General features: G+C 37.8%; 22 protein-coding genes and 2 pseudogenes. 21 read left to right on the top strand and 3 right to left on the bottom strand.

Going from position 1 to position 22949, the window contains the following annotated elements; genetic code table 11:
- The first annotated feature begins 1 nt into the window (after position 1).
- The 10 genes from HMPREF2961_RS05430 to HMPREF2961_RS05385 all read left to right on the top strand — a co-directional run bounded on the left by HMPREF2961_RS05430 (position 2) and on the right by HMPREF2961_RS05385 (position 5909).
- Entirely contained in the window at positions 2 to 202 is a 201-nt protein-coding gene (locus HMPREF2961_RS05430) for a PLDc N-terminal domain-containing protein (RefSeq protein ID WP_002314752.1), read from the top strand.
- Positions 202 to 1104 (top strand): ABC transporter ATP-binding protein, encoded by a 903-nt coding sequence (locus HMPREF2961_RS05425; protein ID WP_002313564.1) that lies wholly within the window; start codon positions 202 to 204, stop codon positions 1102 to 1104. Before HMPREF2961_RS05430 ends, HMPREF2961_RS05425 begins: the two co-directional genes overlap by 1 nt.
- Positions 1101 to 1871, top strand: a complete 771-nt coding sequence (locus HMPREF2961_RS05420) for an ABC transporter permease subunit (RefSeq protein WP_070704220.1) — start codon at positions 1101 to 1103, stop codon at positions 1869 to 1871. The genes HMPREF2961_RS05425 and HMPREF2961_RS05420 overlap by 4 nt, the downstream gene beginning before the upstream one ends.
- A gap of 122 nt (positions 1872 to 1993) precedes the next feature.
- Positions 1994 to 2269 carry a 30S ribosomal protein S16 gene (gene rpsP / locus HMPREF2961_RS05415; RefSeq protein WP_070704216.1) on the top strand — a complete coding sequence of 92 codons (276 nt, stop codon included), beginning with the start codon at positions 1994 to 1996 and terminating at the stop codon, positions 2267 to 2269.
- Between the two features lie 11 nt (positions 2270 to 2280).
- Positions 2281 to 2532, top strand: coding sequence for a KH domain-containing protein (locus tag HMPREF2961_RS05410; protein ID WP_002290277.1), 252 nt, complete (start codon positions 2281 to 2283; stop codon positions 2530 to 2532).
- Between the two features lie 123 nt (positions 2533 to 2655).
- Positions 2656 to 3447 carry a hypothetical protein gene (locus tag HMPREF2961_RS05405; protein ID WP_002290279.1) on the top strand — a complete coding sequence of 264 codons (792 nt, stop codon included), beginning with the start codon at positions 2656 to 2658 and terminating at the stop codon, positions 3445 to 3447.
- A 151-nt stretch (positions 3448 to 3598) separates the two neighbouring features.
- On the top strand, positions 3599 to 4123 hold the full coding sequence (gene rimM, locus HMPREF2961_RS05400) for a ribosome maturation factor RimM (protein ID WP_070704213.1): 525 nt from the start codon (positions 3599 to 3601) through the stop codon (positions 4121 to 4123).
- Positions 4113 to 4874 carry a tRNA (guanosine(37)-N1)-methyltransferase TrmD gene (trmD, locus tag HMPREF2961_RS05395; RefSeq protein ID WP_002313567.1) on the top strand — a complete coding sequence of 254 codons (762 nt, stop codon included), beginning with the start codon at positions 4113 to 4115 and terminating at the stop codon, positions 4872 to 4874. The genes rimM and trmD overlap by 11 nt, the downstream gene beginning before the upstream one ends.
- Before the next feature lie 135 nt (positions 4875 to 5009).
- Positions 5010 to 5357 carry a 50S ribosomal protein L19 gene (rplS, locus tag HMPREF2961_RS05390; RefSeq protein ID WP_002290284.1) on the top strand — a complete coding sequence of 116 codons (348 nt, stop codon included), beginning with the start codon at positions 5010 to 5012 and terminating at the stop codon, positions 5355 to 5357.
- 258 nt (positions 5358 to 5615) lie between these two features.
- A complete protein-coding gene (locus HMPREF2961_RS05385) occupies positions 5616 to 5909 on the top strand; it encodes a DUF2087 domain-containing protein (protein ID WP_002335881.1) in 294 nt (97 codons plus the stop codon).
- Positions 5910 to 5996: 87 nt separating this feature from the next.
- On the opposite strand, the pseudogene HMPREF2961_RS15895 reads toward HMPREF2961_RS05385, so the two are convergent.
- Positions 5997 to 6653, bottom strand: a pseudogene (locus HMPREF2961_RS15895) (lysostaphin resistance A-like protein).
- 344 nt (positions 6654 to 6997) lie between these two features.
- Here HMPREF2961_RS15895 and HMPREF2961_RS05375 point away from each other — a divergent pair.
- From HMPREF2961_RS05375 to HMPREF2961_RS05355, 5 genes are all read left to right on the top strand, one after another.
- Complete coding sequence (locus HMPREF2961_RS05375; RefSeq protein WP_070704210.1) at positions 6998 to 9322, top strand: MBG domain-containing protein; 2325 nt, start codon at positions 6998 to 7000, stop codon at positions 9320 to 9322.
- Positions 9322 to 10320, top strand: a complete 999-nt coding sequence (locus tag HMPREF2961_RS05365; protein WP_256277978.1) for a pilin N-terminal domain-containing protein — start codon at positions 9322 to 9324, stop codon at positions 10318 to 10320. The genes HMPREF2961_RS05375 and HMPREF2961_RS05365 overlap by 1 nt, the downstream gene beginning before the upstream one ends.
- 12 nt (positions 10321 to 10332) lie before the next feature.
- Positions 10333 to 10824: a prealbumin-like fold domain-containing protein gene (locus HMPREF2961_RS15680; protein ID WP_256277981.1), complete on the top strand. Its 492-nt coding sequence runs from the start codon at positions 10333 to 10335 to the stop codon at positions 10822 to 10824.
- Complete coding sequence (locus HMPREF2961_RS15370; protein ID WP_070704207.1) at positions 10821 to 12251, top strand: SpaH/EbpB family LPXTG-anchored major pilin; 1431 nt, start codon at positions 10821 to 10823, stop codon at positions 12249 to 12251. Before HMPREF2961_RS15680 ends, HMPREF2961_RS15370 begins: the two co-directional genes overlap by 4 nt.
- Positions 12252 to 12704: 453 nt before the next feature.
- The gene (locus HMPREF2961_RS05355) at positions 12705 to 13877 is read left to right on the top strand and encodes a class C sortase (RefSeq protein WP_070704204.1); all 1173 of its coding nucleotides are present in this window, start codon (positions 12705 to 12707) and stop codon (positions 13875 to 13877) included.
- Positions 13878 to 14037: 160 nt separating this feature from the next.
- Here the strand turns inward: HMPREF2961_RS05355 and HMPREF2961_RS05350 are convergent, their stop codons facing one another.
- Positions 14038 to 14751 carry a hypothetical protein gene (locus HMPREF2961_RS05350; RefSeq protein ID WP_002302966.1) on the bottom strand — a complete coding sequence of 238 codons (714 nt, stop codon included), beginning with the start codon at positions 14749 to 14751 and terminating at the stop codon, positions 14038 to 14040.
- 369 nt (positions 14752 to 15120) lie between these two features.
- On the opposite strand from HMPREF2961_RS05350, the gene HMPREF2961_RS05345 reads away from it, so the two are divergent.
- The 5 genes and pseudogenes from HMPREF2961_RS05345 (at position 15121) to HMPREF2961_RS05320 (ending at position 20924) form a co-directional block, all read left to right on the top strand.
- Positions 15121 to 16578: an AcpB/EbpR/MafR family transcriptional regulator gene (locus tag HMPREF2961_RS05345; RefSeq protein ID WP_070704202.1), complete on the top strand. Its 1458-nt coding sequence runs from the start codon at positions 15121 to 15123 to the stop codon at positions 16576 to 16578.
- 220 nt (positions 16579 to 16798) lie between these two features.
- The gene (locus HMPREF2961_RS05340; RefSeq protein WP_070704199.1) at positions 16799 to 17479 is read left to right on the top strand and encodes a WxL domain-containing protein; all 681 of its coding nucleotides are present in this window, start codon (positions 16799 to 16801) and stop codon (positions 17477 to 17479) included.
- Positions 17466 to 18500, top strand: a pseudogene (locus HMPREF2961_RS05335) (DUF916 and DUF3324 domain-containing protein). Before HMPREF2961_RS05340 ends, HMPREF2961_RS05335 begins: the two are co-directional and overlap by 14 nt.
- Before the next feature lie 17 nt (positions 18501 to 18517).
- Positions 18518 to 18832, top strand: coding sequence for a hypothetical protein (locus HMPREF2961_RS05325; protein ID WP_070704189.1), 315 nt, complete (start codon positions 18518 to 18520; stop codon positions 18830 to 18832).
- 4 nt (positions 18833 to 18836) lie between these two features.
- Positions 18837 to 20924, top strand: coding sequence for a hypothetical protein (locus HMPREF2961_RS05320; protein ID WP_070704186.1), 2088 nt, complete (start codon positions 18837 to 18839; stop codon positions 20922 to 20924).
- Positions 20925 to 21136: 212 nt separating this feature from the next.
- On the opposite strand, the gene HMPREF2961_RS05315 is transcribed toward HMPREF2961_RS05320, so the two are convergent.
- A complete protein-coding gene (locus HMPREF2961_RS05315; protein ID WP_070704184.1) occupies positions 21137 to 22330 on the bottom strand; it encodes an MFS transporter in 1194 nt (397 codons plus the stop codon).
- A gap of 223 nt (positions 22331 to 22553) precedes the next feature.
- Here HMPREF2961_RS05315 and HMPREF2961_RS05310 point away from each other — a divergent pair, with 223 nt between their 5' ends.
- Positions 22554 to 22931, top strand: a complete 378-nt coding sequence (locus HMPREF2961_RS05310) for a MerR family transcriptional regulator (RefSeq protein WP_010732242.1) — start codon at positions 22554 to 22556, stop codon at positions 22929 to 22931.
- The last annotated feature ends 18 nt before the right edge of the window (positions 22932 to 22949 follow it).

Raw genomic sequence — 22949 nt, 5'->3', positions numbered from 1 at the left:
TATGGGCATCAAAGAATTTCTTCCGTTTTTAATTCCTTTAATCATTGTACAGTTTGGATTACTTATTTATGTACTTCATCATATCTTTACACATTCTGCATATAAACATGGAACTCGAATGATATGGGTGATTATTGTTATTGTTGGTATGCAGTTCATCGGTCCTGTCCTTTATTTGATTTTTGGCAAGGAGGATGCGTAGTGGCTATCTTGACACTTGAAAAAGTCTCAAAGTCTTTTGGTACAAACAAATTGCTGGATGATTTATCTTTTTCTGTAGAAGAACAGACGATTTTTGGTTTCATCGGTAAAAACGGTGCTGGAAAAACGACAACTATGAAACTGATCTTAGGTCTTATCAAAAAAGACAGCGGAACGATCCGAGTGAACGGAAAAGAAGTAGAGTACGGACAAACAACGACCAATCAAGAAATCGGCTATTTAGCTGATGTACCGGTTTTTTATGATTATATGACCGCTTCTGAGTATTTGATCTTTTGCGGCGAACTCACAGGAATGCCTAAACAGCGGATAAAGGAAAAAATCAGTGAACTGTTGTCACTTGTCGGTCTGTCGAATGAAAAGAAGCGGATCAAAAAATTTTCCAGAGGGATGCGACAACGTTTAGGGATTGCTCAAGCATTGTTGAACGAGCCCAAGTTACTCATTTGCGATGAACCAACTTCTGCTCTTGATCCTGTGGGTCGAAAAGAAATATTAGATATCTTATCATCTGTGAAAGAGCAAACGACGATTTTATTTTCAACTCATATTTTATCTGATGTGGTGCGTATCTGTGACAAAGTTGCTTTTTTGGATAATGGAAAAATCGTGTTGTCTGGATCAGTGGACGAATTGAAAAAGCAAACAAATGCTAGTGGATTTGAGATCGTATTTTTTTCAAAAAAAGAGCGCGAACAATTTGAAGAGCTTTTACCTGGAGGGATGATCCGAAGTGAACTGCGTATAGCTTATCCACAAAAAAGTAAAGAAGAAATGCTTTTTGCTATGGATTTGCTAGCCAAATATCAATTGCCAGTCCAATCAGTCCAGATGGAAGAACCTACGCTAGAAAAACTCTTTTTGGAGGTCGTTCAATCATGAGACAACTCATTGCCTTCGCCAAAAAGGAGCTAATGGAAAACTGGCGTACTGGAAAAATCATCACGCTAAGTGCGCTCACAGTGATTTTCGGTATAATGAATCCATTGCTAGCTAAATTGACTCCTTATTTAGTGCAAACTATGTCAACAACTCTGGCAGAGTCAGGGATTTCTGTTCAGAAAATCACAGTTGATGCAACGACTTCATGGACACAATTTTATAAAAATATTCCGATGTTGCTGATTTTTTTCCTTCTTTTATTCAGTGGGATATTGACAAGCGAATACCAAAACGGAACAATCATCAACTTGCTGACAAAAGGGATGAAGCGCTGGAAGATATTTCTGTCGAAATGGATCATGGGTATACTATTTTGGAGTGTCAGCTATTGGTGCTGTTATAGTATTACGCTAGCATACACGATTTATTATTGGGACCAGTCGATTATCACCCATCCTTTATTTATCAGTTTTACTTATTATTTTTTTGGTTGTTGGCTTTATTCATTGATTTTATTTTATTCAGCTTTTCTTTCTTCCAATTATGCGGTTCTGTTGGCTAGTGGGGGAACGGTCATTCTGAGTTATGGTGCTGGGTTGTTCTCTAAAGTAGCAGAATATGTACCGACTTATTTGATTTCTTCCTCAAATTTTCTTGCGAAAGAAATCCACCTTGCAGATTATACTCAGTCATTAGCAGTGACGTGTTGTTCTATCGTCATATCCATCGTAGCTGGGTGGCTTGTTTTTAACAAAAAAGAAGTCTAAAATCTGCTATTTCCTAAAAAAAATCGAATTTAATCAAGCTGTAAAGAAAAAAAGCTTTACAGGGTAAAAAAAAACTGTTACACTACATCTTGTGAATAAAACAATGGAGGTGGAAATAAATAATGGCAGTTAAAATCCGTTTAAAACGTATGGGTTCTAAAAAGAGTCCTTTTTACCGTATCGCCGTAGCTGATTCACGTTCTCCTCGTGATGGACGTTTCATCGAAACTGTAGGTACTTACAATCCTTTGAAAGACCCTGCAGAAGTAGTTTTAAAAGAAGACTTAGTTCTTGACTGGTTATCAAAAGGTGCACAACCTTCTGACACTGTACGTAACATCCTTTCAAAAGAAGGCGTTATGCAAAAACACCACGAAGCTAAATTCTCAAAGAAATAAGGTGACCGGATATGAAAGATTTAAGCGACTTAGTCTTAACAATCGTTCGTCCGCTAGTCACTTATCCTGATCAAGTCAAGTTAGATGTCGTAGAGTCGAAAGATTTTTACGAGTACAACCTAACAGTGGCACCTGAAGATATTGGCCGTATCATCGGAAAACAAGGGCGTGTTGCCAAAGCAATCCGCACAATCGTTTACGGTGTTCGGATCAATGCACCAAAAAAAGTGCGTTTGAATATCATCGATGATAAGGAAAAGTAAATAAACGTGCTGTACTCGAATTTCCGAGTACAGCTTTTTTGTTTTTTTATTAATTGAAGAAATGATTATTTGGCAAAAGAAGCAAGAAAGCGTATCCTTATAATAGGAGGGAGTGAGCAGATAATGAGAAATACTATGTTATTTATTCCGTTTGTCTTATTGTTAAGCGCCTGCAGTTTGATTACTGAAAGATCAGACAATACGCAACCATCAAGCAGTACATCTGAAACTGTTGCAAGTACAGAAAAAAGTAGTACTAAAATGGCTTCATCTACTGAACAAACAAGGGCTACCTCAAGTAATGAGGAAAAGACTGCTTTAAACCAATTGAAAGAACAACAACCAAACGTGCCCATGCCTTTAGATGTACCGATTTCTTCTGGCTATCTCAATGTCGCAGCGGCACAAACAAAGCAAGGTTATTCTATTTTATATTACGGATCAGATCGTCCCCTCAGGTTGAATGCTGACGAATTGAATCAAGAAACGCCTATTGCAACTTATCTCTATCAATATGGATTTGCTTCTAGTCAAGAAACGATACAAGTCTTGCAGCCATTTGAGATCGATACAAATGGGCAGAAAATGGATTTAGGTCATCAAATCACGGGGTATCAGCAAGGAGCAGCAGGTTCAAGCTACCTTGAATGGCAAGAAGGAAATTGGCGTATTCGGATCCGTGGGAATAATATTGATGGTCAAGAACCCTTGCCGTTAGCTAAAGAAATCGTAGCCTATTTGGAAGAAAACAGGCTGCCAGCACCTGAACAATTTGGTAAGATAACTATTGATATGGGAGATACGACGAATCGAGCCGTAGAAGTAAGTTGGCAAGAACCGAAAAATGTCTATACGATCACTCGTCAAGACCCTATGGCTGCATTGAAGATGGCAGTTTCTATGAAGAAGCCATGACAGAAGTGCTGAGCTTCAAGAAATAAGAAGTCATCAAAAACAGTACGCCACATTTTTGCAATAAATTTGGCTTAATACCCTAAAAGAAAACTAGAATTGCCTCTCCGCACATGCTAAAATAAAACAGACAAAAAAGAAATGGGGATATAAGTTGACTGAATACTTGAATGTAGGAAAAATCGTAAACACACAAGGTATCAAAGGTGAAGTCCGTGTGATCTCAACAACGGATTTCCCAGAGGAACGTTACAAAAAAGGGACGGTGCTGACATTATTCCAAGATGGAAAAGCACCTATTGAATTAACGGTCAAAAGTCATCGTAAACATAAAAATTTTGACTTATTGAGTTTTGAAGGTCATCTTTCCATCAACGATGTGGAAAAATATCGGGATGGCATATTGAAAGTGTCAAAAGACAACTCTGTAGATCTAGATGAAAATGAATTCTATTACCACGAGATCATCGGTCTGCGTGTGGTGGAAGAAGATGGAACGGAACTAGGTAAAGTAAAAGAAATCTTGTCACCAGGCGCTAATGATGTTTGGGTCGTTCAACGTCCGAAAAAGGCTGATATCTTGCTTCCATATATCGCTTCTGTCGTCAAAGAAGTTGATTTAGAAGCTGGAGTGATCCGTGTAGAAATCCCAGAAGGACTGATTGACGATGAAGATTGATGTATTGACTTTATTTCCACGAATGTTTGAAGGTCCTATGGGTGAATCCATCATCGGCAAGGCTGTAGATAAAGGTTTATTAGACATCAATATCTCTAACTTCCGCGACTATTCAGATAATAAACATCAGACAGTAGACGACTATCCATATGGCGGAGGAGCAGGTATGTTGCTTAAAGTCCAGCCAATCTATGATAATATCCAAGCAATTGAACAAGCTGCACCTGATGTCAAGAAACGAGTCATCCTTCTTGATCCAGCTGGTAAACGATTCGATCAGAAAATGGCAGAAGAATTTTCACAAGAAGAACACCTGGTATTCATTTGTGGTCACTACGAGGGGTATGATGAACGTATCCGCACATTAGTGACAGATGAAGTTTCTTTAGGGGATTATGTCCTTACTGGGGGAGAATTAGGTGCGATGGTCATGATCGATGCAACAGTTCGGCTGTTGCCAGATGTGTTAGGCAATCAGACTTCTGCCCAAACCGATTCTTATTCAACTGGTCTATTAGAACATCCCCAATATACTCGTCCAGCAGAATATAAAGGGATGAAAGTACCAGAAGTATTGACAAATGGAAATCATAAATTGATTGAAGAATGGCAATTAAAAGAGTCGCTAAGAAGAACCTATCAACGCCGACCTGATCTCTTGGAAACACTTGAATGGACGCCTCAAATGACGAAATTTTTAGAAGAAATCAAGAAAGAAGAGCAAGAAAAAACAGCAGATGTAGCCAAGTAACTTTTTCTAAAATCTTCTTTACAGTAGATTGATAGTATGTTAGTATTTTATGGTGAGTGCACAAGCACTTAACTATTACGATATTCCGCTGTGAGAGAAGCTCATAAGAATATTTGGAATAAGGAGAAGAAAACCATGAATCCATTAATCGAAGAATTAACAAAAGACCAATTACGTTCTGACATCCCAGCGTTCCGCCCTGGTGACACTGTGCGTGTTCACGCAAAAGTTGTCGAAGGTACTCGTGAACGTATCCAGTTATTTGAAGGTGTTGTTATCAAACGCCGCGGTGCTGGAATCAGCGAAACTTATACAGTACGTAAAGTTTCTAACGGAGTGGGCGTTGAGCGTACATTCCCATTGCACACACCACGTGTTGCAAAAATCGAAGTAGTTCGCTACGGTAAAGTACGTCGTGCAAAATTGTACTACCTACGTGCATTACACGGAAAAGCTGCTCGTATCAAAGAAATCCGTCGTTAATCATCGTTATCAGACTGAGAAAGAACCCTTGGTATTCAAGGGTTCTTTTTTTGTTCTTATCATGTACGCAATATTCTTGATTCAGTATTTTTTTATTACTCGACTGGGCGAATAACTTATTAGGATGAGTCTTCCGACAAATATTAGTAAAAAAAAGAGCCATGTGATAATATCTTTCTTGAGAGTAACCGCTTTAACAAAAAATACAGAATATTCTAACATAAATGGAGTATTCTTAGAATCAAAAGGAGAAAGAAGATGATTTATACTTATACGGAGCAAGAGAAAATGAAAGTTTTGGAGACATTTATGAAGGATGGAAAAGTAAAACAAGTACCAAGCGCAACAAAAAAGAAATACATCCTGCTGAAAGAAGTCTTGAAACGATTCGAACATGGAGTAATCTATACAGAAACAGAAGTCAATTCGATATTGATGGACGTATTTTCTAGTGCTGATTATGTCGAACAAAGGCGTTACCTAATCACATTCGGTTTTTTCAAAAGAAGTTCGGATGGTCGAGCGTATCAGTTGATGGGAAATGAAAATTAGAAGTTTTGATGTATACTAATTGAAAAAAATTCAAGTATGCGGCGTAGAACCAATGTCGCATACTTGAATTTTTTTTGTCATCTGTATCTATAATACAAAACCAAGAACGTTATTCAAAATATGGATAGCCATGATAAAAGCTAATGAGCGATTCGCAGTTAAATAAGCAATCGTCAGTAAAATCGTTCCAGGAGCGTACATGAAAAAATCAATTGGATGCGTTACATGAATAAATGTAAATAGAAAAATAGAAATCAAAGAAGACAAAATTAAACCAATAGATTGAGAAAGCCAATTAATTAAAAGATGACGAAAAATAAGTTCTTCTAAAATCGGGCCAAAGAAAGCAAAAACAATCAAAGTCAAAAATAGCGGCGTTTGTTTTCCTAATTGCGATAAATATTCCTAATTGGCTGATTGGTTAGTAGGACCTAAAATGTGTTGCATGAAGACATCTACTAAAAAGATCAAGCCTACCAAAAAAAATATACTAGCAATTCTCAGCCAAGTTTTTTCTTTGAAATAAGAAAAACTTTCTATGATCTCTTTACGAAACAAAATGATTCCAATAATAGAAGGAATACATAAGTTAACCGCGAACACAACAAACTCTGAATGTATTAAATCACTGTTCGTTACCATAGATAATAAGGCTAATGGAAGGATCCCTAATTGAAATCCTATGAATAAAAAATAAAGAATGAATAAAGATAATTCTCTTTTATTTGTACGAATAAATGTCAAAACGTACCTCCTAAAATTAGATTTTGGACAAATGTCCTTTAAAAAGATAACAAGATTTTGTTCTTGAAACAATATATATGCTTTTATTCTTCCCCCCCTAGCTTCCAAAATTAAGCAATACTTCAATTCATCAAGTTTTATCTTTTTTTTTAATAATCGTAAAAAAAGAGTATTTTTTATTTAAAAATAAATCTTTTCTATTAAGCGTGAGGAATAGAATAATCTTAGAATAAAAAGAGAATAGAAATGATCCAAACTTTCCATGTATCAATAAAATAGTAAAAATTAGATTTTGAATAACGTGCACGTGCTTATTTGATAACGTTTTTTTATTGAGAGGAGGGATGAAAATGATCAAGAAAACTCAAAATAAAATCCAACGTATATGTCAAAAACATTTTGATTCTAGACTAAAAGCTGTATCTCGAAGAAAACACTTGCGTTCCATTGCAGTTTCGATAATCGTGATTCTTACTTTCTTAGGAAGTTTATCCAATAGGAATGTAACCGTTTATACAGAAACGTCAAGTTTTGCTAACCAAACGACAGAGGAGACAAATAGTCCACCCCATTCTGAAATACAGTCAACAGAAAGTACCAATCAGTCTAGCAACAACGAGACAACCTCAACCACATCCTCGACTCAGCTGATTGATCCGACAGAAAAAGAAATTGCAGCAGCAAAAGCAGCAGGGGAAAAAGCTTATTCAGAAACAGGTAGAAGTCAGACATTCAGTGCTGTTGCGGCCACTACGAATTTCAACGGACATACCATACCAGATGGATATACAGTGATATATGCCAAAGATGGAGTCATTGTTGCGGTTAACGGAACGATGAGTGTGGATAAAACCGCGCTACAAGGTGTAACCAAAGCAATCGCTTTTATTGATAACCGTCCAGATATCCATAATCTGTTTATTGGCTCTACGGTAAATGCTACTACTACCACATTCCCAAAAAGTATCTATATGGGGGTGGCTACCGCTGGAAATACGATCGATTCCGTTACACCCAATGCGGATAAAAGTTATTCTTTTACACCCTCAACATGGGGAGGGCTTCCTGCCGGAGGAGGTATGAGTACTTTTTCAATCGGTATACAGTTAGCAAACGATATTCCATTCACAGGGTACTCGATCAAAAATGGACAGATCGTTGATAACAAGGGGAATATTTCAGTTGTTCCAACCTATCAAGCAGCGACGGTTCAGGTCAATGCAAACCAACCTGGAACATTCTCTTATACTGTTAATGGCGGGATAGCACAAACTGGAACATACGGGACTACACTATCTGGAATCCATGTGGGGGACAAAGTGGTTATTATTCCAACAGCAGTAACGGGCTATTCTTTTGCACAAACAAACGGTTCTTTCACAGCCCTAGAAAGTAACGTCGATACGGTGACCTATACAGGCAAACAAACACCAATCACTATTAAGTATCAAGACTATTTTGGACAGACGATTGCTCCTTCTAAAATAATGAATCTTACTTACGGAAGTGCTGCACAAGACCTGACGACTAATGTGCCTATTATCAGCGGATATACCTTTACAGCTGTTTCAGCGACAGAAACAAAGAACCAATCAGCAACGAGTGTTTCAGCTAGTTTAGATACAAATGGAAATGTAATCGTAAAGGACACAAATGGAAAACAGATTTCTGAAGTCATCCTATATTATAAGACAAATGACACAGTATCAATCAATGCAAATGGCAGTAAGTACTATGATGGTCTTTCTGTTGTACCGATCGTTAAATATACCTTTAATGATAAAACAGAATCAACATCCCTTTTAAACAATGATCTTAGTATTGATCAAATCACATGGAATCCAACTGATTTCAAAGCGATGAATGAAAAGGGAGTTGAAGTAACTGCGCCTACTGAAATTGGAACCTATACGTCTTGGCAATTGACAGAAAGCGGACTAGCTAAACTAGCTGCCAAAACAAACTATTTATTTACTATCGTGCAGACATCTGATATCTATACGATCAAGCCAATCAGCGGTACGGTAGAGCTCGGTGGCAGTAAGACATATGATGGAAAAGCAGGAAACCCGTCAATCCATGTCAAGCTAGCAGAAGGTGTCACCAGTTCGGTTACTCCAGTGCAAGTGACACTTAGCAATACGGATTACACAGTAGATGCACAATCAGCAAAAAATATGGTTAATGCTGGCAGCTATACAATCAAGTTAATGAAAAGCGGAATAGATAAGGTCAAAGCAGCAAATCCCAAGATGTCATTTACTGATATAGCTAACACATCAGGAACCTATACCATCAATAAAGCTGATGCAGTGATTACTGTCGATGACGCTGCCTTTAATTATGATGCCCAAAGTCACTCGATACCGATTGGAAATGTCCACGTTACTGGTGTTGTCTCAGGTGAAGCATTGGATTATACACTAACAGCTAACAGCCGGACAGATATCGGAACACAAATAGTAACGATTAGTTTAGGGGAAGGAACTGTAAACAATAATTATTCGATTACCGCAACAGATACCGCTGAGTTGACGATCAATCCGACTCTCTTGCTTCCTTCGACAGGCGGGATAGGTCTACTGCCCTTTGTCTTTTTAGGAATGATCTTTATTTTTTCTGGCTTCTTTTATTTTATCCATCGTAAGAGCAAAGCAGGTGAACAGTGATGAAAAAAACAAAAAACGTACGTGTGGATAGGTTTGCTGTTCTCTTTTTTATCCTACTGGGATTTTTTATTGTTTCTCCGACTGTGTCAGCTAGAGAATCACCCATCACATTTATTTTGCATAATCGAATGTTCGAAAGCGAACAGATGCCAAGTATCAGTCAAAACGACGGAATGGCTAGTCCAGATAACTTTCAGGAGGCAAAAGGGTTGAACGGTGTTACTTTTGCTATATATGATGTCTCGGATGAATTTTACAAGCTGCGATCAGAAGGAAGTAGTGTAGAAGATGCACAAAGAAAGCTAGCACAAAAAAGTGACAGTGGAAAAATACTGGCAGAAAGTGTAACAAAAACAGTAGACGGGGAAGAGGGCATTGCTTCTTTTCGTGTATCGGACAAAGACGAGCAAGGTCGTGACGTTGTTTACCGATTTGCGGAAATAAAATCTTCAGATCAAGTAAAAGAAAAATCAGCACCATTTGTCGTCGTGCTTTCTGTGACAGATTCATCTAATCATAAATTGACGACCATCCACTTGTATCCCAAGAGCGAACAAAAAATACCTGCTGCACTCACATTAACAAAAAAAGTAGAGAACAAGCAGACAGATTTTGCAGATGGGGATAAAGTACCTTATCTCATCACTACCACAATTCCTGAGAACATCAACGAGATAGGAACCTATACGATCACAGATACAGCTGATCCTCAGTTGTGGCTAAAACCAGAAACGATCGATCTTTTGATTGGTGGAGAAAAGATTCATACATTTCATACACAAAAAACAAAACATGGTTTTGTATTATCAGATTCTGGAAAAGATCTCAGTTCGTTTGCTGGGAAAAAATTAACGATCCGTTACCAAATGTCATTGAAAGAAAACAGTGAAAAAACGACATTTGACAACGAGGTACGTTTGACGACTGACAATCAAACAGTAGAAACACATCTTGCCATCCAAACAGGTGGCAAACAATTTGTCAAAGTGGATGGGTAAACGAAACAAAGACTGGCAGATGCTCAATTTCTAGTCAAAAGAGATAACCAATATTTAGCGCAAGAAAATGGGATAAATCACTGGGTAGCCAAAGATGATCCGAGAGCATCGATTTTTACTTCCGGTAAAGATGGAACATTTTCTGTCCATGGTTTGTCTTTTGGAAGCTATGAACTAGTTGAGATCAAGCCGCCTAAAGGATATGTATGGAGTCCAGCACCAATTCTCTTTGAAGTTGAAGAAGGCAGTTATGATCCACTTCATCCTATACCATTGGAAATCATCAACGAACCAGAAGCAAATCGGACAAATAACGGAAAAACGCCAGTTCAGATGCAGACGAATGGCCCATCAAATGAAAAAAGTGGAGGAAGCTTTCCAAAAACAAACGAAGAGATGCTTGGAAGTTTTTCAATCTTAGGATTGTTGCTAGTCCTTTCAACAGGAACAGCTTGGTTTTATAAAAAACAACAAAAAGGAAACAATAGGAGGGAAATAAAATGAAAAACATCAAAACAAAAATATGGGCACTTCTAGGAACTACTATTATGTTGCTTCCTTTCGTTCTCAGCCTAGGAACTGCAGATGTTTCTGCAGCCGTATCACCTACACCAGAAAATGTCACGGTTAATTTGCATAAATTGAAATTCACTTCAGCACCAGAAAATCAAATAAACAACGGAACGGAATTGACATTTCCGAATAGCGAACCATTGAATGGCGTAGAATTCAACGTATACGACATCACCGCTACGTACTATCCAAGTAAAGATACAGCAGTTCCAGCAGACGCTACACCTTTTGCAAGTGTAACGACTTCTGGTGAAGGATTAGCTAACTTGACTCTTCCAGGTAAATCTGATGGGAAAGATGCTGTATACGTCTTTGTAGAAACACCAAAACCTGGTGTCGAAACGTCGCCAAATATCGTGTTAAGCTTACCCTTTTACAACCCTGATTCATCAGACCCTGACAAACCTTTAGACACGATTCATCTATATGCTAAAAATGTCATCAAAGAAAGCAAGATCAAAATCCAAAAAGCTGGGAACTTTTCAGGGGTAGATAAGTTAGCAGGGGCGCAATTCCAGATCAAAAATTCAGACAATCAATTTGTGACTGGTTTTGATGAAAACACCGGTGTTGCTCTTTATGGCCCTGCCGAATCAGCATTGACATTCACAACAGATAGTGAAGGATCCATCAGTGTCAATGGGTTACTAGACGGCAATTATACTTTGGTTGAAACAAAAGCACCAGATGGTTATCAATTGACCGATCCACAAAAAGAAACCTCATTTGTAGTAGAAAACGGAAAATTGCAACAAACAACCGGAATCATCCATGGCGCGGATGAAGCCGATTTTGGGAATCCAAACGGTGTAGTCAATCGGGAAAATACAACTACGGATAACACGATTACTGTAGAAAATGTCCAAAACTACGGTGATTTCCACTTCATCAAACAAGATGTGAACACGCAAGAAAAATTAGCCGGTGCAGAATTTTCTATTTTAAGAGCAAAAGATCCAACTGTTAAATTAATGAAAAAAATAGCAAACCTTGCTTCAGGAGAATACCCATATGCTTGGTCAGATGAAGTCACAGGTTCTGACTGGGAAGAAGTGAAATTGATTTCTGATTCAGAAGGGAAATTTTCAATCGAAGGGCTGAAACAAGGGGCATACTGCCTTCAAGAAACCAAAGCACCAGAAGGCTATGCATTACCTAAGAATGAAGCTGCGTACACTGAATTTACAGTAGATGATGATCCAACAACTTCTGATGAAACAACGATCGATAACCAACCTAAAGGAATCTTGCCTTCAACTGGTGGTATGGGGATCATCGTATTCATCTTGGTAGGTACTGCTTTAGTTGGAGGAGCAGTGATCTACTTCAAAAAACGCCATCAAGAAACAGAAGCTTAAACTATTGGAAACAAAAATCATACGATAAATAAACGACAGTGATTCAAATGGGGAGAAAGGTTGTGACAGAAGTGGTCGGTCTCTTGGTATTAAGTCAAATGTATGCAACAATGTGAGGAACCATTTTCACAAAATTTATCTTAATACTCGAAACTAAACGGCTTTTTCACAACCTCTTCTTTAAACGGTGTTCTCCTGCCAACTCCTCGGTCACAAGTCACAATATTCAACAAACATGAGAAGCTGTTTTTTGAAATTGTTCCTTGTGACTCAGAGTGAAACGGCAGGCTCACGACCTCTTTCTTAAACGGTGTTCAATCAGCTGACCTTCGGTATTAGCTCAACAAACGGCAAAATATGAGGAACTATTTTTCCGTTTGCTTCTCTAATACTCAGGTCAAGGCGCTGATTTCACAACCTCTTCATATACATATTAGAAAATAGGTGGACATGATGAATAAAAGCAGAATAAGAATACTGGACATCTTCATGGCAATCATTTTAGTCGTTGGGATCGGAATCTTTTCTTATCCTTTTGTAGAAGATTCACTGAATGATTTTCTTGCCCAGCAAATGATCATCCATTATCAAAAGCAAGCATCGAATAAGAATTCAGAGGAAATAAAAAAACAGCAGGAAAAAATGACAAAGAAAAACCAACAGCTGGCAGAGCAAAACGTATCACTAGGGATAGGCAGTTTCAACCAAGCAGTTGATGCAAAAGCATTAAAAGATTTACCTAGTAATGCCTTTTTTATGGAACATATGCTTGGAGTCATCGAAATCCCAAAAATCAATGTCAGCTTACCTATATTCGATCAGACAACGGAAATATTTTTGCAAAAAGGAACGTCATTATTGGAAGGAAGTTCTTATCCAACTGGCGGGAAAAGCACCCATGCCGTTCTTTCTGGGCATCGTGGACTCCCAGAAGCGAAATTATTTACAGATTTGCCTAAGTTGAAAAAAGGAGACCAGTTTTTCATCCAGATCAATGGAAAGACATTGGCGTATCAAGTAGAAAAAATCCAAGTGGTCTTACCTGATGAAGTAGATTCTTTGGGTATCCAAAAAGGTAGGGACCTCGTGACCTTGCTTACCTGCACTCCTTACATGGTCAATACACATCGACTGCTTGTGACGGGGCATCGTATTCCTTATCAAGCAAAAGAGGCAAAAAAAGCGATCCAAGGAATTGATCAATGGAAAAAATGGAAATTTTTTATTTGGTTTATCGGTATACTACTTGGATCAATCGGCTTAGTTTGGCTACTCATCGCTTATTTAGATTCTTTGGCCATCGCTAAGCGAAACTATCCTTTATCTTTTTATGTAAAGAACACAAACGGACGACCAATCGAAGGAATGGTCTTTTCTGTAAAAACGCTCAACGGCAAACACTATATTACTAGAGAAAAAGTTCCATTTGTGAAAGCTTCTGATGAATACGGACTAGTGAGATTTTCTGATTTAAAAGGCGGGAACTATCGCTTGCAACATGAGGAGCTCCTGCTTAAAATCCATGTAAAACATAAACATTCGAAACAGTTTTCAATGAAATTGAAAAAAGGAAGATATAAACTGCGAAAAGAAAAAGAGGTGTACTATTTGATTGAGAAAGAATGAATGAAGATGTCCAAAAAGCAGAGGGAACAGACTAAATGAAAAAAGAGAGAAGCTGACGAAAGGGACGTGTAAACTGCTATTTTTGGTTTACTATCTGGAACGCCAGCTTCTATTTTTTTATGTTTCAGAAGAATTTTATTACTCTAGTATAACTTTTGAATTAGTTTCCATAACATTTGGAGCAAGGGGTTAAACCACGAGCTTGAGCTTCGCTTAAAGTGGCAGGGGTATACGTACCATTTCCACATTTATGTGTATGGTATTTTGAACCGGTCGGTGTGACATAGACAGTTTGTTCATTATTTTGCTCAGGAGCTGCGGCTTGTGCCTGCTGAGAGGCCTGTTCAGCTGCTGCTTGCTGTCGCGCCTGTTCGGCTTGCTGCTGTGCGATTGCTTCTTGCCTCGCCTGTTCGGCTTGCTGCTGTGCAATTGCTTCTTGTTGCGCTTGTTCTGCTTGTTGTCGTGCAATTTCTTCTTGCTTTTTCCGTTCTTCTTCTGCTTCTTTTGCTTTGATCGTGGAATCAATTGCAGCAAGACGGCTTGTCAACTCTTGTTTGTTTTCAGGTAGCGCTTGGATAGCTGCTGAAGCAGTTGCATAGTTTTCTTTTGTAGGATTTGCTTCAGCTTGTGACAAAGCAGATTCCGCTTCTGTCACTTTTTTTTCTAGTGCAGCTTTTTCCGCTTTTTGTTTTTCTTCTTCTTTTTTCTTTTCAATTTGTTCTTGTTCTTTCGATGAATCTGCCGTACTTTCGGAGATCGTGGTACTGCTGCTGGAAGCCTGAGCTGAACTTGTGCTTTGAGTAGTGGACGTAGTAGCACCACACCCACTTAACAAACTTCCTGCGACCAAAAACAACGCAACTAATTTTTTCACTAAATTTCCTCCTTAAGTAAAAAACAACCGTTTTCAATAAATGTCCTTTTCAATTGTTTACTTACTTGTTATAATAATTGTGTTATGAATAGTGATTGAGGAAACTTAATCTAATCCCGTGTTGATACACGGGATTTTTTGCTATAGTTCTGTTATTAAGTATGTAATAATAAAATATGTACGTTATTTTATTATCAGATTATTGACATTTATATAATAAACGATTAAATGATTCATATCAAGAGAATGGTTAGGAAAAAAAGAGAAATAATAACAGATTTATGCACCATTAACTGTTTTGCAGTGGGATATTTGTATCCGTTTTTTTCTTGTATGTAGTATAGTAAAGTAGATACAGGAGGAGAAGATATGCAGACTTTTTTAACAAAAGTTTCTCAAAAGAAAATTAAAATGATTCATTTACTGCTTGAAACAGAACGTTGGTGTTCAATAGAAGAGCTACAAAACGAATTGAAGGTATCAAGTAAGTCTATCTTGAATTATCTAACAGATTTAGAAGAATTGTTCCAACAATATCCTGATAAGGTCATTTTGAAGAATGAGAATAATCGGCGCTTTTCTATGGAAAAGCAGGAGAACTTCCCAATCTACACTATTTATCTTCATTTCTACAGAAAATCATATAATTATCATTTGATTGAATTCATGTATCAACATCCTGAGAAAAATTTGGAAGATTATGCAGACGCTCAATATACGAGTGTATCCACAGTTTTTCGTTATGCGAAGTTATTAGTAAAGTACTTTGAGAGGTATCGGATCACATTCCATCCGTTTAAACTAGAACTTGAAGCAAAAGAACAGTATATTCGAAGTTTCTATTATTACTTTTATTGGCATTCTACTCGAACTGGCGGCTGGCCATTCAAGTTTCCAAAAGAAAAAATCGAGAACTATCTCTTGAAGTTTGAGAGAATCTATCATATCCAGCTAGATCCTCTTCAAAAACGAGTATTTTCTTATTGGCTGGCTGTTATTTTGGAAAGAAGCTCATTTGCTTCGATAATAGTCGATAAAACAGATCAACAAGTCATCAAGAAAGATCCATTCTTTTTGTTGATCGGACAATGGCTCGAAGCAATCGAGAGCCCTTTATCGGAAGATGAACAGTATTTTTTGTATCAAGTGATTTATTCATTCGGCGTCATTGACGGAAATTCAACATACGAGAATAGTTATGCAAAGTCACATGAAATTAGTGACAGCTTGTGTTACAGAACCTTAGTAGCTTTAGAAAACGCTGTAAAGAAAGAATTTGATTTTCGATTGGATACAGATGATCAAGAATTAGTATTCAATTTTGTTGCTTTCCATGAAAGAAGCCGTTTCTTTTTTGGGAATACAGATCTTTTTTTCAATCGCTCTTATGCAAAAGAAATCAAAGCAGAAAATCCAAGGATATATAAAAGAATCAAGCAACTCCAAAAAACGGTGAGAAAATATGCTGAAAAAGAGGTACTGCAAGTAATAGATAATTGGGAGCAGCTTTTCTTGAATTATTATTACATTCTTGACTATTACGATTTACTCTTAAGCGCAATGGATCCGATAAAAATTCTCATACAGGATGATCTGCATCACACGCATCGTCTTTGGCTGATGAACAAGATCCATCGATTATTTGGTCATTCATACTTACTAGCTTTTTATGACTATCAAACTGCAATCACAGAAGTAGATTTGGTTATCTCAAATTATTATTTAGATACACAAGATATTCCATTGCTTTTAATGAAAAATCTTCCGACCGAACGAAATTGGCGGCAGTTGGAAGAGTTACTTTATCGAATCGCTCAAGAAAAATAACTGGACTTAAACTTCGGTGGCAGATTTTCTCTTTAGAAAGTTCAAATTTTTGAATTTCTGAGAGAATCTGCCTCTTTTTTGCGTATAAATACTGAATTACTCATATTACTTTTATTTTTTTCCTTTTTTTAGAAATTTCTTAAACTAGAAAAGACGTTCTCTTCGTGCCAAAATTATCCTTGGTTAAATTAAACCAATTATTATTTAGGAGGAATTATAAATGAAAAAACAAGTGATTGCGTCTACGGCTCTAGGTTTGTTGGCGCTCAGTATCTCAGGGGGCTATGTTTTTGCAGAAGAGGGCGATCATACACTTTCTGCAACAACGAACCAAGCAGATGTGACGTTAAAGGCTGGATCTGGAAATGATGTCACGCCTATCGTGCCAAATGATACGCATGATGATGATCCAAGTACTGGAGATACAGGAGCATTATCTATTCCATTTGCATCGAATATTACTTTTGGACAACAAGAAATAAAACAGGGGGATGCAGATTATTTTGCCTTGAATCAACGTCCACATGTCCAAGTCAATGATACGCGCGGAGGAGCAAAAGGTTGGACATTAGGCGTTTCGATCTCACCATTTATTGGAGAAAACGGACATGAGCTAACTGGCGCACAATTATCATTAGCTAATGGAAAAGTAGTGACAAAAGACAATCAATCCACACCGCCAACATTAGCAGATGCACCAAAACAAACTTTTGTTTTGAATAATGACTACCAAAACGTGATGCTTGCGAAAGAAGGAGAAGGGGCAGGCGCCTTTGCAGCAGTATTTGAAGGAACAGATGGCAGCAATGAAAACGTCAAGCTTCATGTACCCCGTGCGGGAGTGGAAGCACAAAGCTATACAGCGGAACTAACTTGGGTGTTGACAGATGCTCCAGCATAAAACAAGAAGATGGGGATATGTCCTTCCCATCTTTTTTAGTAGCTTGTTTCTGTTGATCTTACTGTATTTCTCTGCTAGTTCATTTGCTGATCAAAACAAAGTCAGTTTTGATGCAGAAGCGATTTTACCTGAAAACCAGATTTCAGAAGCTAGTTATTTTGACTTGAAAGTACAAGCTGGTATACAGCAAAAATTGACAATTCAATTAACGAATACAAGTAATCGTCAAATAAATGTCAAAGTAGAAGCGAATAACGCTGTGACCAACTCTAATGGTGCAGTGGATTATTCCAAGCACGGGGAAAAGTTACTAGGAAGTCCGACTTTTGAAGAGATTGCTTCGAAGCCACAAACCATTACGTTGAAACCACAAGAAATAAGACAAGCAACCTTCCAGTTAGATATACCTAAGCAAGGATTTGACGGTACGATACTAGGTGGATTCTATTGTTATGAGGAAACAAAAGAAAAAGAAGAAAAAAATGATGGATTCAGTTTGGCAAACAAGTTCGCCTATACGATTGGTGCTCAATTAAGTTGTTCAGATAAAAAGATCGATCCTGAATTTGCATTGTCTAAAGTGAAATCAGGTTTGCAAAACGGCTATCTTACGTTATTTGCTACTCTGGAGAATAAGCAGCCGGTCCTAATGAGTCAAATGCAAATGGAAGCAGAGATAACGAAAAAAGGAAAAGATGGTGTCTTGCATCAATTGTCGAAAAAAATTTCTATGGCTCCAAGAAGCAAATTTGAGTTACCAATCAGTTGGTAAAACAAACCATTGAAAAAAGGTTTCTATTAATTAACGATCCATTTGAAAGACGCTTTAGGGAAAAAATGGACACTGGTAAAAGCATTTGAAATCAAAGGAGATGACGAAAAACTGAATAAAGAAGCAGTAAATGTAGAAAAAGAAGATGAACCAACGGATACCATGATGTATTTCTTCCTTGCTTTTTGCCTAATCGTCATCATTTGTCTGGTCTGGTATATTTCTAAATTGAAACGAGAGAAAAGCTAGTTTAGGAGGAGATAGACATGAAATGGGTAATTAGGTTAGGATTCTTCGTACTCATGTTCGGAATAGTGTTACCAGTTTCTGCAACTGAAAAGACAACGAGTGAGGCTGGTATCTCTTTTTATCAAGAAAATAACCAAGGTAAGCATGTTCCGATGGAAAAAGTAACGATTACAGAAAATAGTACAGAAAAGCCGATGGCCATGGAAGAGACGTTATTTCCGAAAACAAATGAGAATACTTGCTGGCTGCTCATCATATTAGGCGTTTGTCTAATCATGATTGCAGAAATGTTATATCGCATGAAAAAAAAGAATAAGCAAAGCAGGAGGTAAGAAAATGGCTAAGTCTAAAAAAATAGTACTGTCGGTTTTTACGCTTATTGTCCTGCTATGGCTATCGCCAAAAGTAGCAGCAGCTCCTAGACCTCTCACGGATTTAGGTTATTTCCGATGGGCCAATCAAATCACGACTCCTGCGGACAATACATTCATCATGCATTATGGTGAGCATACTTCTGTGGAGCCAATTGAGGGAAAAGTAACGGGAAAGATTGTCACAGTTGACTGGAGTACAAGTAAAAGTAGCGCCTTGATCAAAAATGTCGGTTTCTATAAGGGGCAAGAAGTGAATCTGAAAGTAACGCTTGAAAGAAATAAAAGTAACTTAGATGGCGGATCGGTTTTTTTTACTGAAGGAAACTTTTTAAGTATCGATATTTCTGGTGAAATGAACATAACCTATGACTTTTTAGATACGAGTGGGAATCCTTTAACGATTGAGACCTCTTTCAACTATTATGGATTGAATGTCAATAAGTATGTAGGGTATCGCAATCCTAGCCGAGTAATCAAATATTTATGTACAAATAATCCGACGAATATCGTTTATGACGTGTATGGAGATGGGGATCGTCAGTGGGGAGACTATTGGGGCTATTATAAAAACATCACACCAAACGTACCTTGGAGAGATCCTAGACAAAGCTTTGAGGTGATCACAAATCCAGTCTCCCAACTTCACGTTGTGGTGCACAACAATGACAGCACACCATCTTCAGTTATATATCGAACAGATTTCTTGGCTAAGCCAGAGTTTCCTTCTGCTTATGCCACAGATTCTTTTTTTGAAAAAGCAGACCAAGATGTTTGCTTAAAGGCAAAGCAAACGATTCCTAATATTAGCCAATGGAAAAAAGCCAATCAACTCCAAGTTCGATTCGGTTTAGAGCAAATAGCTAAAACTCAGCAATACAAAGCAAAAAAAGTAAAAGTGACGAATTTTAGTGGAGAAGATATAACGGAATTATTCAGCACTAAGGTCGAAGGGCAGGAAATGGTGATCACTGCGAAAAATCCTGAAGATCATCGATTGTATGATACCGTTTTGCAATATGAAGTCGAGTTGGAATGGACAGGCAAAGAAAATGTAGTTGAAACTTCGGCCATCATAAATGATCGGCTACCGCTGCCTTTTAAAGTCAAAACGATTTTAAATGGACAGGAGACTGCAGAAAATACAGGTACTAGTCTCGTCAATTATTTAGGAGAAGTCCACATTCAATTTTTAGATGAACAAGATAGGTCTTTGAGTCAAGAAGTGGTTAAGACCGGTATCCTTACGACAGATTATGATTTATCGAAGGATTATCCTGAGATAAGCGGGTTCTTTCCGATAAAAAATGAAGAAACTGATCATGGGAGATTCCAGCCAGAAACACAAACGATCATCCATCGCTACCGCAAAGGCGAACCCTTGAGATTTGAATTGTTGAATAAAGAAAATCCTTTGATGGTATCCAGATTTAGTAAAAGTTGTACCATCAAATTCACATTTTCTCATGAAGGAGATTCAACTATCTATTTGATGGCTAAATGTAATGAGGAAGAAAAAAGACTACAGACCTACTCACATGTACCAGAAAAAGTAGAAGACGAAATAAAGATAGCTTTTCCAGAAAATTGGATTGGAAAAGAAGTTTCATTCTATGTAATGACTGACGACAAAGAACAGTCGCCGCCAGATAGAAGGAAACTAGCAGTCGAAAAAGGCCCGCAATTGCTTTTACCTAAAAGCATCGATTTTGGGGAACAAGAAATACCTGCCAATGACACATTTGTTGCGGCAGTAAACCAGAGAGAAATTCAGGTTGAAGATTCTAGCCATTTAGAACAAAGCAAATGGACAATCAAAGTCCGAAAAGAAAAACCGCTGATCAATGATAAGTCTAAGCAGTTATGTCCCTTGTTTTTCACTATCCAAGGAAAAACAATCGAATTAACTGGAAGTGATCAACAGATTTGGCAAGGAACGGGGAAAGCAAATTTTGGGCAAATAGGAAATATCCAACTGAAACTAAGACCTTCAGATGAAGTTGGGGATTATGAAGGAACTTTAGTTTGGACAATGGAAGATGTGCCGATATAAAGAAAGAGGGTGTGAAATCAGCGCTTTGGACGAATACTGAAGAGCAAACTGATTGAACACCGTGAAACAAAGGTCGTGAAAAAGCTGCCCTGCATCAAGTAATACGAACAGCCAAATCAAAAACATGAGACACTGTTTCCGTTTGGCTGTTCGTATTACCGCAGATGCAAGCTTTTGCCACACCTTTTTCTTGTCATTTATAAAAGCAAATGTCAATGCTGCAAGCTTTCCTTTAATGCTGTAACACCAGTAAGAGTTGTCAAGACCAGCAGACTGACTAGGTAAATACCGCTCAAAAACAAGATTACGGCAGTTAAACTATAATGATCCATCAAGAAACCGATGACGATAGAAGAAAAACCACCAACAGCTCGTCCAAGATTCATAATGAAATTATTCGCCGTCGCGCGGATTTCTGTTGGATACAAACTACTAATCACTGCGCCATATCCACCATACATGCCATTGATAAAGTAGCCGACTATCACAGCAGCTGCTACCAAACTCCACTGGCTATGGGCTAACACAAGTAGATAGACAGATAAGGATGAACAAATTAAAAACAAAGAAAAGGTTAGTTTAGGCCCCACTTTATCCATGATCATGCCAAAAGTCATCATCCCCAAAGACATGCCTAAAATAGTACTGACCATCCACAATGAAGATCCAGAAACCGAAAGTCCTAATCGATCTTGCATAATCGAAGGCAGCCAATTCATTAACCCAAAATAGCCGGCGATTTGGACAGTCACCATGATACTAAGGCCACATGTTTGCCAAGCAAGATGTTTTGATTCAAACAGTCTGCTAAGTTTGGTTTTCTTTTCGGCGGATTGTGCAGATTTGAATTCCTTTGGTTCAGTCAAGCCGCGACGAATGAACAAGACCATCAACACCGGCAGTACACCTACGACATACAACATCTTCCAACCAAACGTTGGAATGATCACAGCAGCTAAAATCGCAGCCAAAGCCGCACCGACCTGCGCACCAATACCAGCAACCGAAGAAGCTCGTCCAATTTGTTTTTTTGAAAAACTTTCGGAAATCAAGGACATACACGCCCCATATTCTCCTCCCGCTCCTACACCTGCGATAAAGCGAAAGAGATAAACCAAGTAGATGTTTGAAGCAAAATACATCAATAAAGAAGCAATCGAAAACAGAAGGACCGTTTGAGAAAATACTTTCACACGTCCATATTTATCAGCTATGATGCCAAAAAAAATACCTCCAATGAGCATCCCCAAATTAGTGATCGTTGAAATGAAACCCGCTTGCGTACCACTAATGTGAAAAGAAGCAATCATTGAAGATAATGAAAAAGCTAAAAACATAATATCCATATTCTCTAAAGCAATTCCCGCCGATGTCGATAATAATACCTTTCGCTGATACGTTGTCATTTTTATACCCCTTTTCCTAAAATTTCCCTAAATTGTTAAAAGTATATCCAAAAAAGAATAAAAAAACAAGTCTTTTTTATTCGAAATAATACACAAACAACCGATATAGATAATCCAGCCTACTTTTAATAGAAATGAGTATTGACTTGGAGTACACTTAAAGTTGTAGAATAAATAAAGTACATAAGTAAAGTGGCAAGAAATTAAGAGAAAGAGTGATCAGATGAATATCAAACAAGTCAGTGAAGAAAAGGGCATTTCGGCCGATACATTGCGCTATTATGAGCGAATCGGGTTGATTCCACCAGTTAATCGGACAAAAGGTGGAATCCGTGATTATACAGAAGAAGACCTAAAATGGGTTGACTTTACGATCTGTATGCGAAATGCCGGATTATCGATCGAGTCTTTGATTGAATATATTCGCCTATCTAGCGAAGGAGAAGCAACTGTATTTGAGCGGCGTAAGCTTTTGATTGAAGAAAGTGAACTTTTGACGAAAAAAATTGCTGAAATGCAAGAATGTTTGGAACGTTTACAAGGAAAAATCAAGAAATATGATCGTGTGTTATCTAGAAATAAAATAGAATGTATCAAGTAAAAAATCAAGGAGCATCGC

This window comes from Enterococcus sp. HMSC076E04 (assembly GCF_001814285.1).
Lineage (GTDB): Bacteria > Bacillota > Bacilli > Lactobacillales > Enterococcaceae > Enterococcus_B > Enterococcus_B lactis.
This window is presented reverse-complemented; position numbering and strand designations above follow the sequence as displayed.

Bases quoted from the DNA above. Each gene is read 5' to 3' on its own strand.
- HMPREF2961_RS05320 (WP_070704186.1), top strand. From the start codon at position 18,837: ATGGCTAAGTCTAAAAAAATAGTACTGTCGGTTTTTACGCTTATTGTC.
- HMPREF2961_RS05310 (WP_010732242.1), top strand. From the start codon at position 22,554: ATGAATATCAAACAAGTCAGTGAAGAAAAGGGCATTTCGGCCGATACA.
- HMPREF2961_RS05365 (WP_256277978.1), top strand. From the start codon at position 9,322: ATGAAAAAAACAAAAAACGTACGTGTGGATAGGTTTGCTGTTCTCTTT.
- rpsP (WP_070704216.1), top strand. From the start codon at position 1,994: ATGGCAGTTAAAATCCGTTTAAAACGTATGGGTTCTAAAAAGAGTCCT.
- HMPREF2961_RS05385 (WP_002335881.1), top strand. From the start codon at position 5,616: ATGATTTATACTTATACGGAGCAAGAGAAAATGAAAGTTTTGGAGACA.
- HMPREF2961_RS05345 (WP_070704202.1), top strand. From the start codon at position 15,121: ATGCAGACTTTTTTAACAAAAGTTTCTCAAAAGAAAATTAAAATGATT.
- HMPREF2961_RS05375 (WP_070704210.1), top strand. From the start codon at position 6,998: ATGAAAATGATCAAGAAAACTCAAAATAAAATCCAACGTATATGTCAA.
- HMPREF2961_RS05405 (WP_002290279.1), top strand. From the start codon at position 2,656: ATGAGAAATACTATGTTATTTATTCCGTTTGTCTTATTGTTAAGCGCC.
- HMPREF2961_RS15370 (WP_070704207.1), top strand. From the start codon at position 10,821: ATGAAAAACATCAAAACAAAAATATGGGCACTTCTAGGAACTACTATT.
- HMPREF2961_RS05420 (WP_070704220.1), top strand. From the start codon at position 1,101: ATGAGACAACTCATTGCCTTCGCCAAAAAGGAGCTAATGGAAAACTGG.
- HMPREF2961_RS05355 (WP_070704204.1), top strand. From the start codon at position 12,705: ATGAATAAAAGCAGAATAAGAATACTGGACATCTTCATGGCAATCATT.
- rplS (WP_002290284.1), top strand. From the start codon at position 5,010: ATGAATCCATTAATCGAAGAATTAACAAAAGACCAATTACGTTCTGAC.
- HMPREF2961_RS05325 (WP_070704189.1), top strand. From the start codon at position 18,518: ATGAAATGGGTAATTAGGTTAGGATTCTTCGTACTCATGTTCGGAATA.
- HMPREF2961_RS05315 (WP_070704184.1), bottom strand. From the start codon at position 22,330: ATGACAACGTATCAGCGAAAGGTATTATTATCGACATCGGCGGGAATT.
- HMPREF2961_RS05430 (WP_002314752.1), top strand. From the start codon at position 2: ATGGGCATCAAAGAATTTCTTCCGTTTTTAATTCCTTTAATCATTGTA.
- trmD (WP_002313567.1), top strand. From the start codon at position 4,113: ATGAAGATTGATGTATTGACTTTATTTCCACGAATGTTTGAAGGTCCT.
- HMPREF2961_RS05410 (WP_002290277.1), top strand. From the start codon at position 2,281: ATGAAAGATTTAAGCGACTTAGTCTTAACAATCGTTCGTCCGCTAGTC.
- HMPREF2961_RS05340 (WP_070704199.1), top strand. From the start codon at position 16,799: ATGAAAAAACAAGTGATTGCGTCTACGGCTCTAGGTTTGTTGGCGCTC.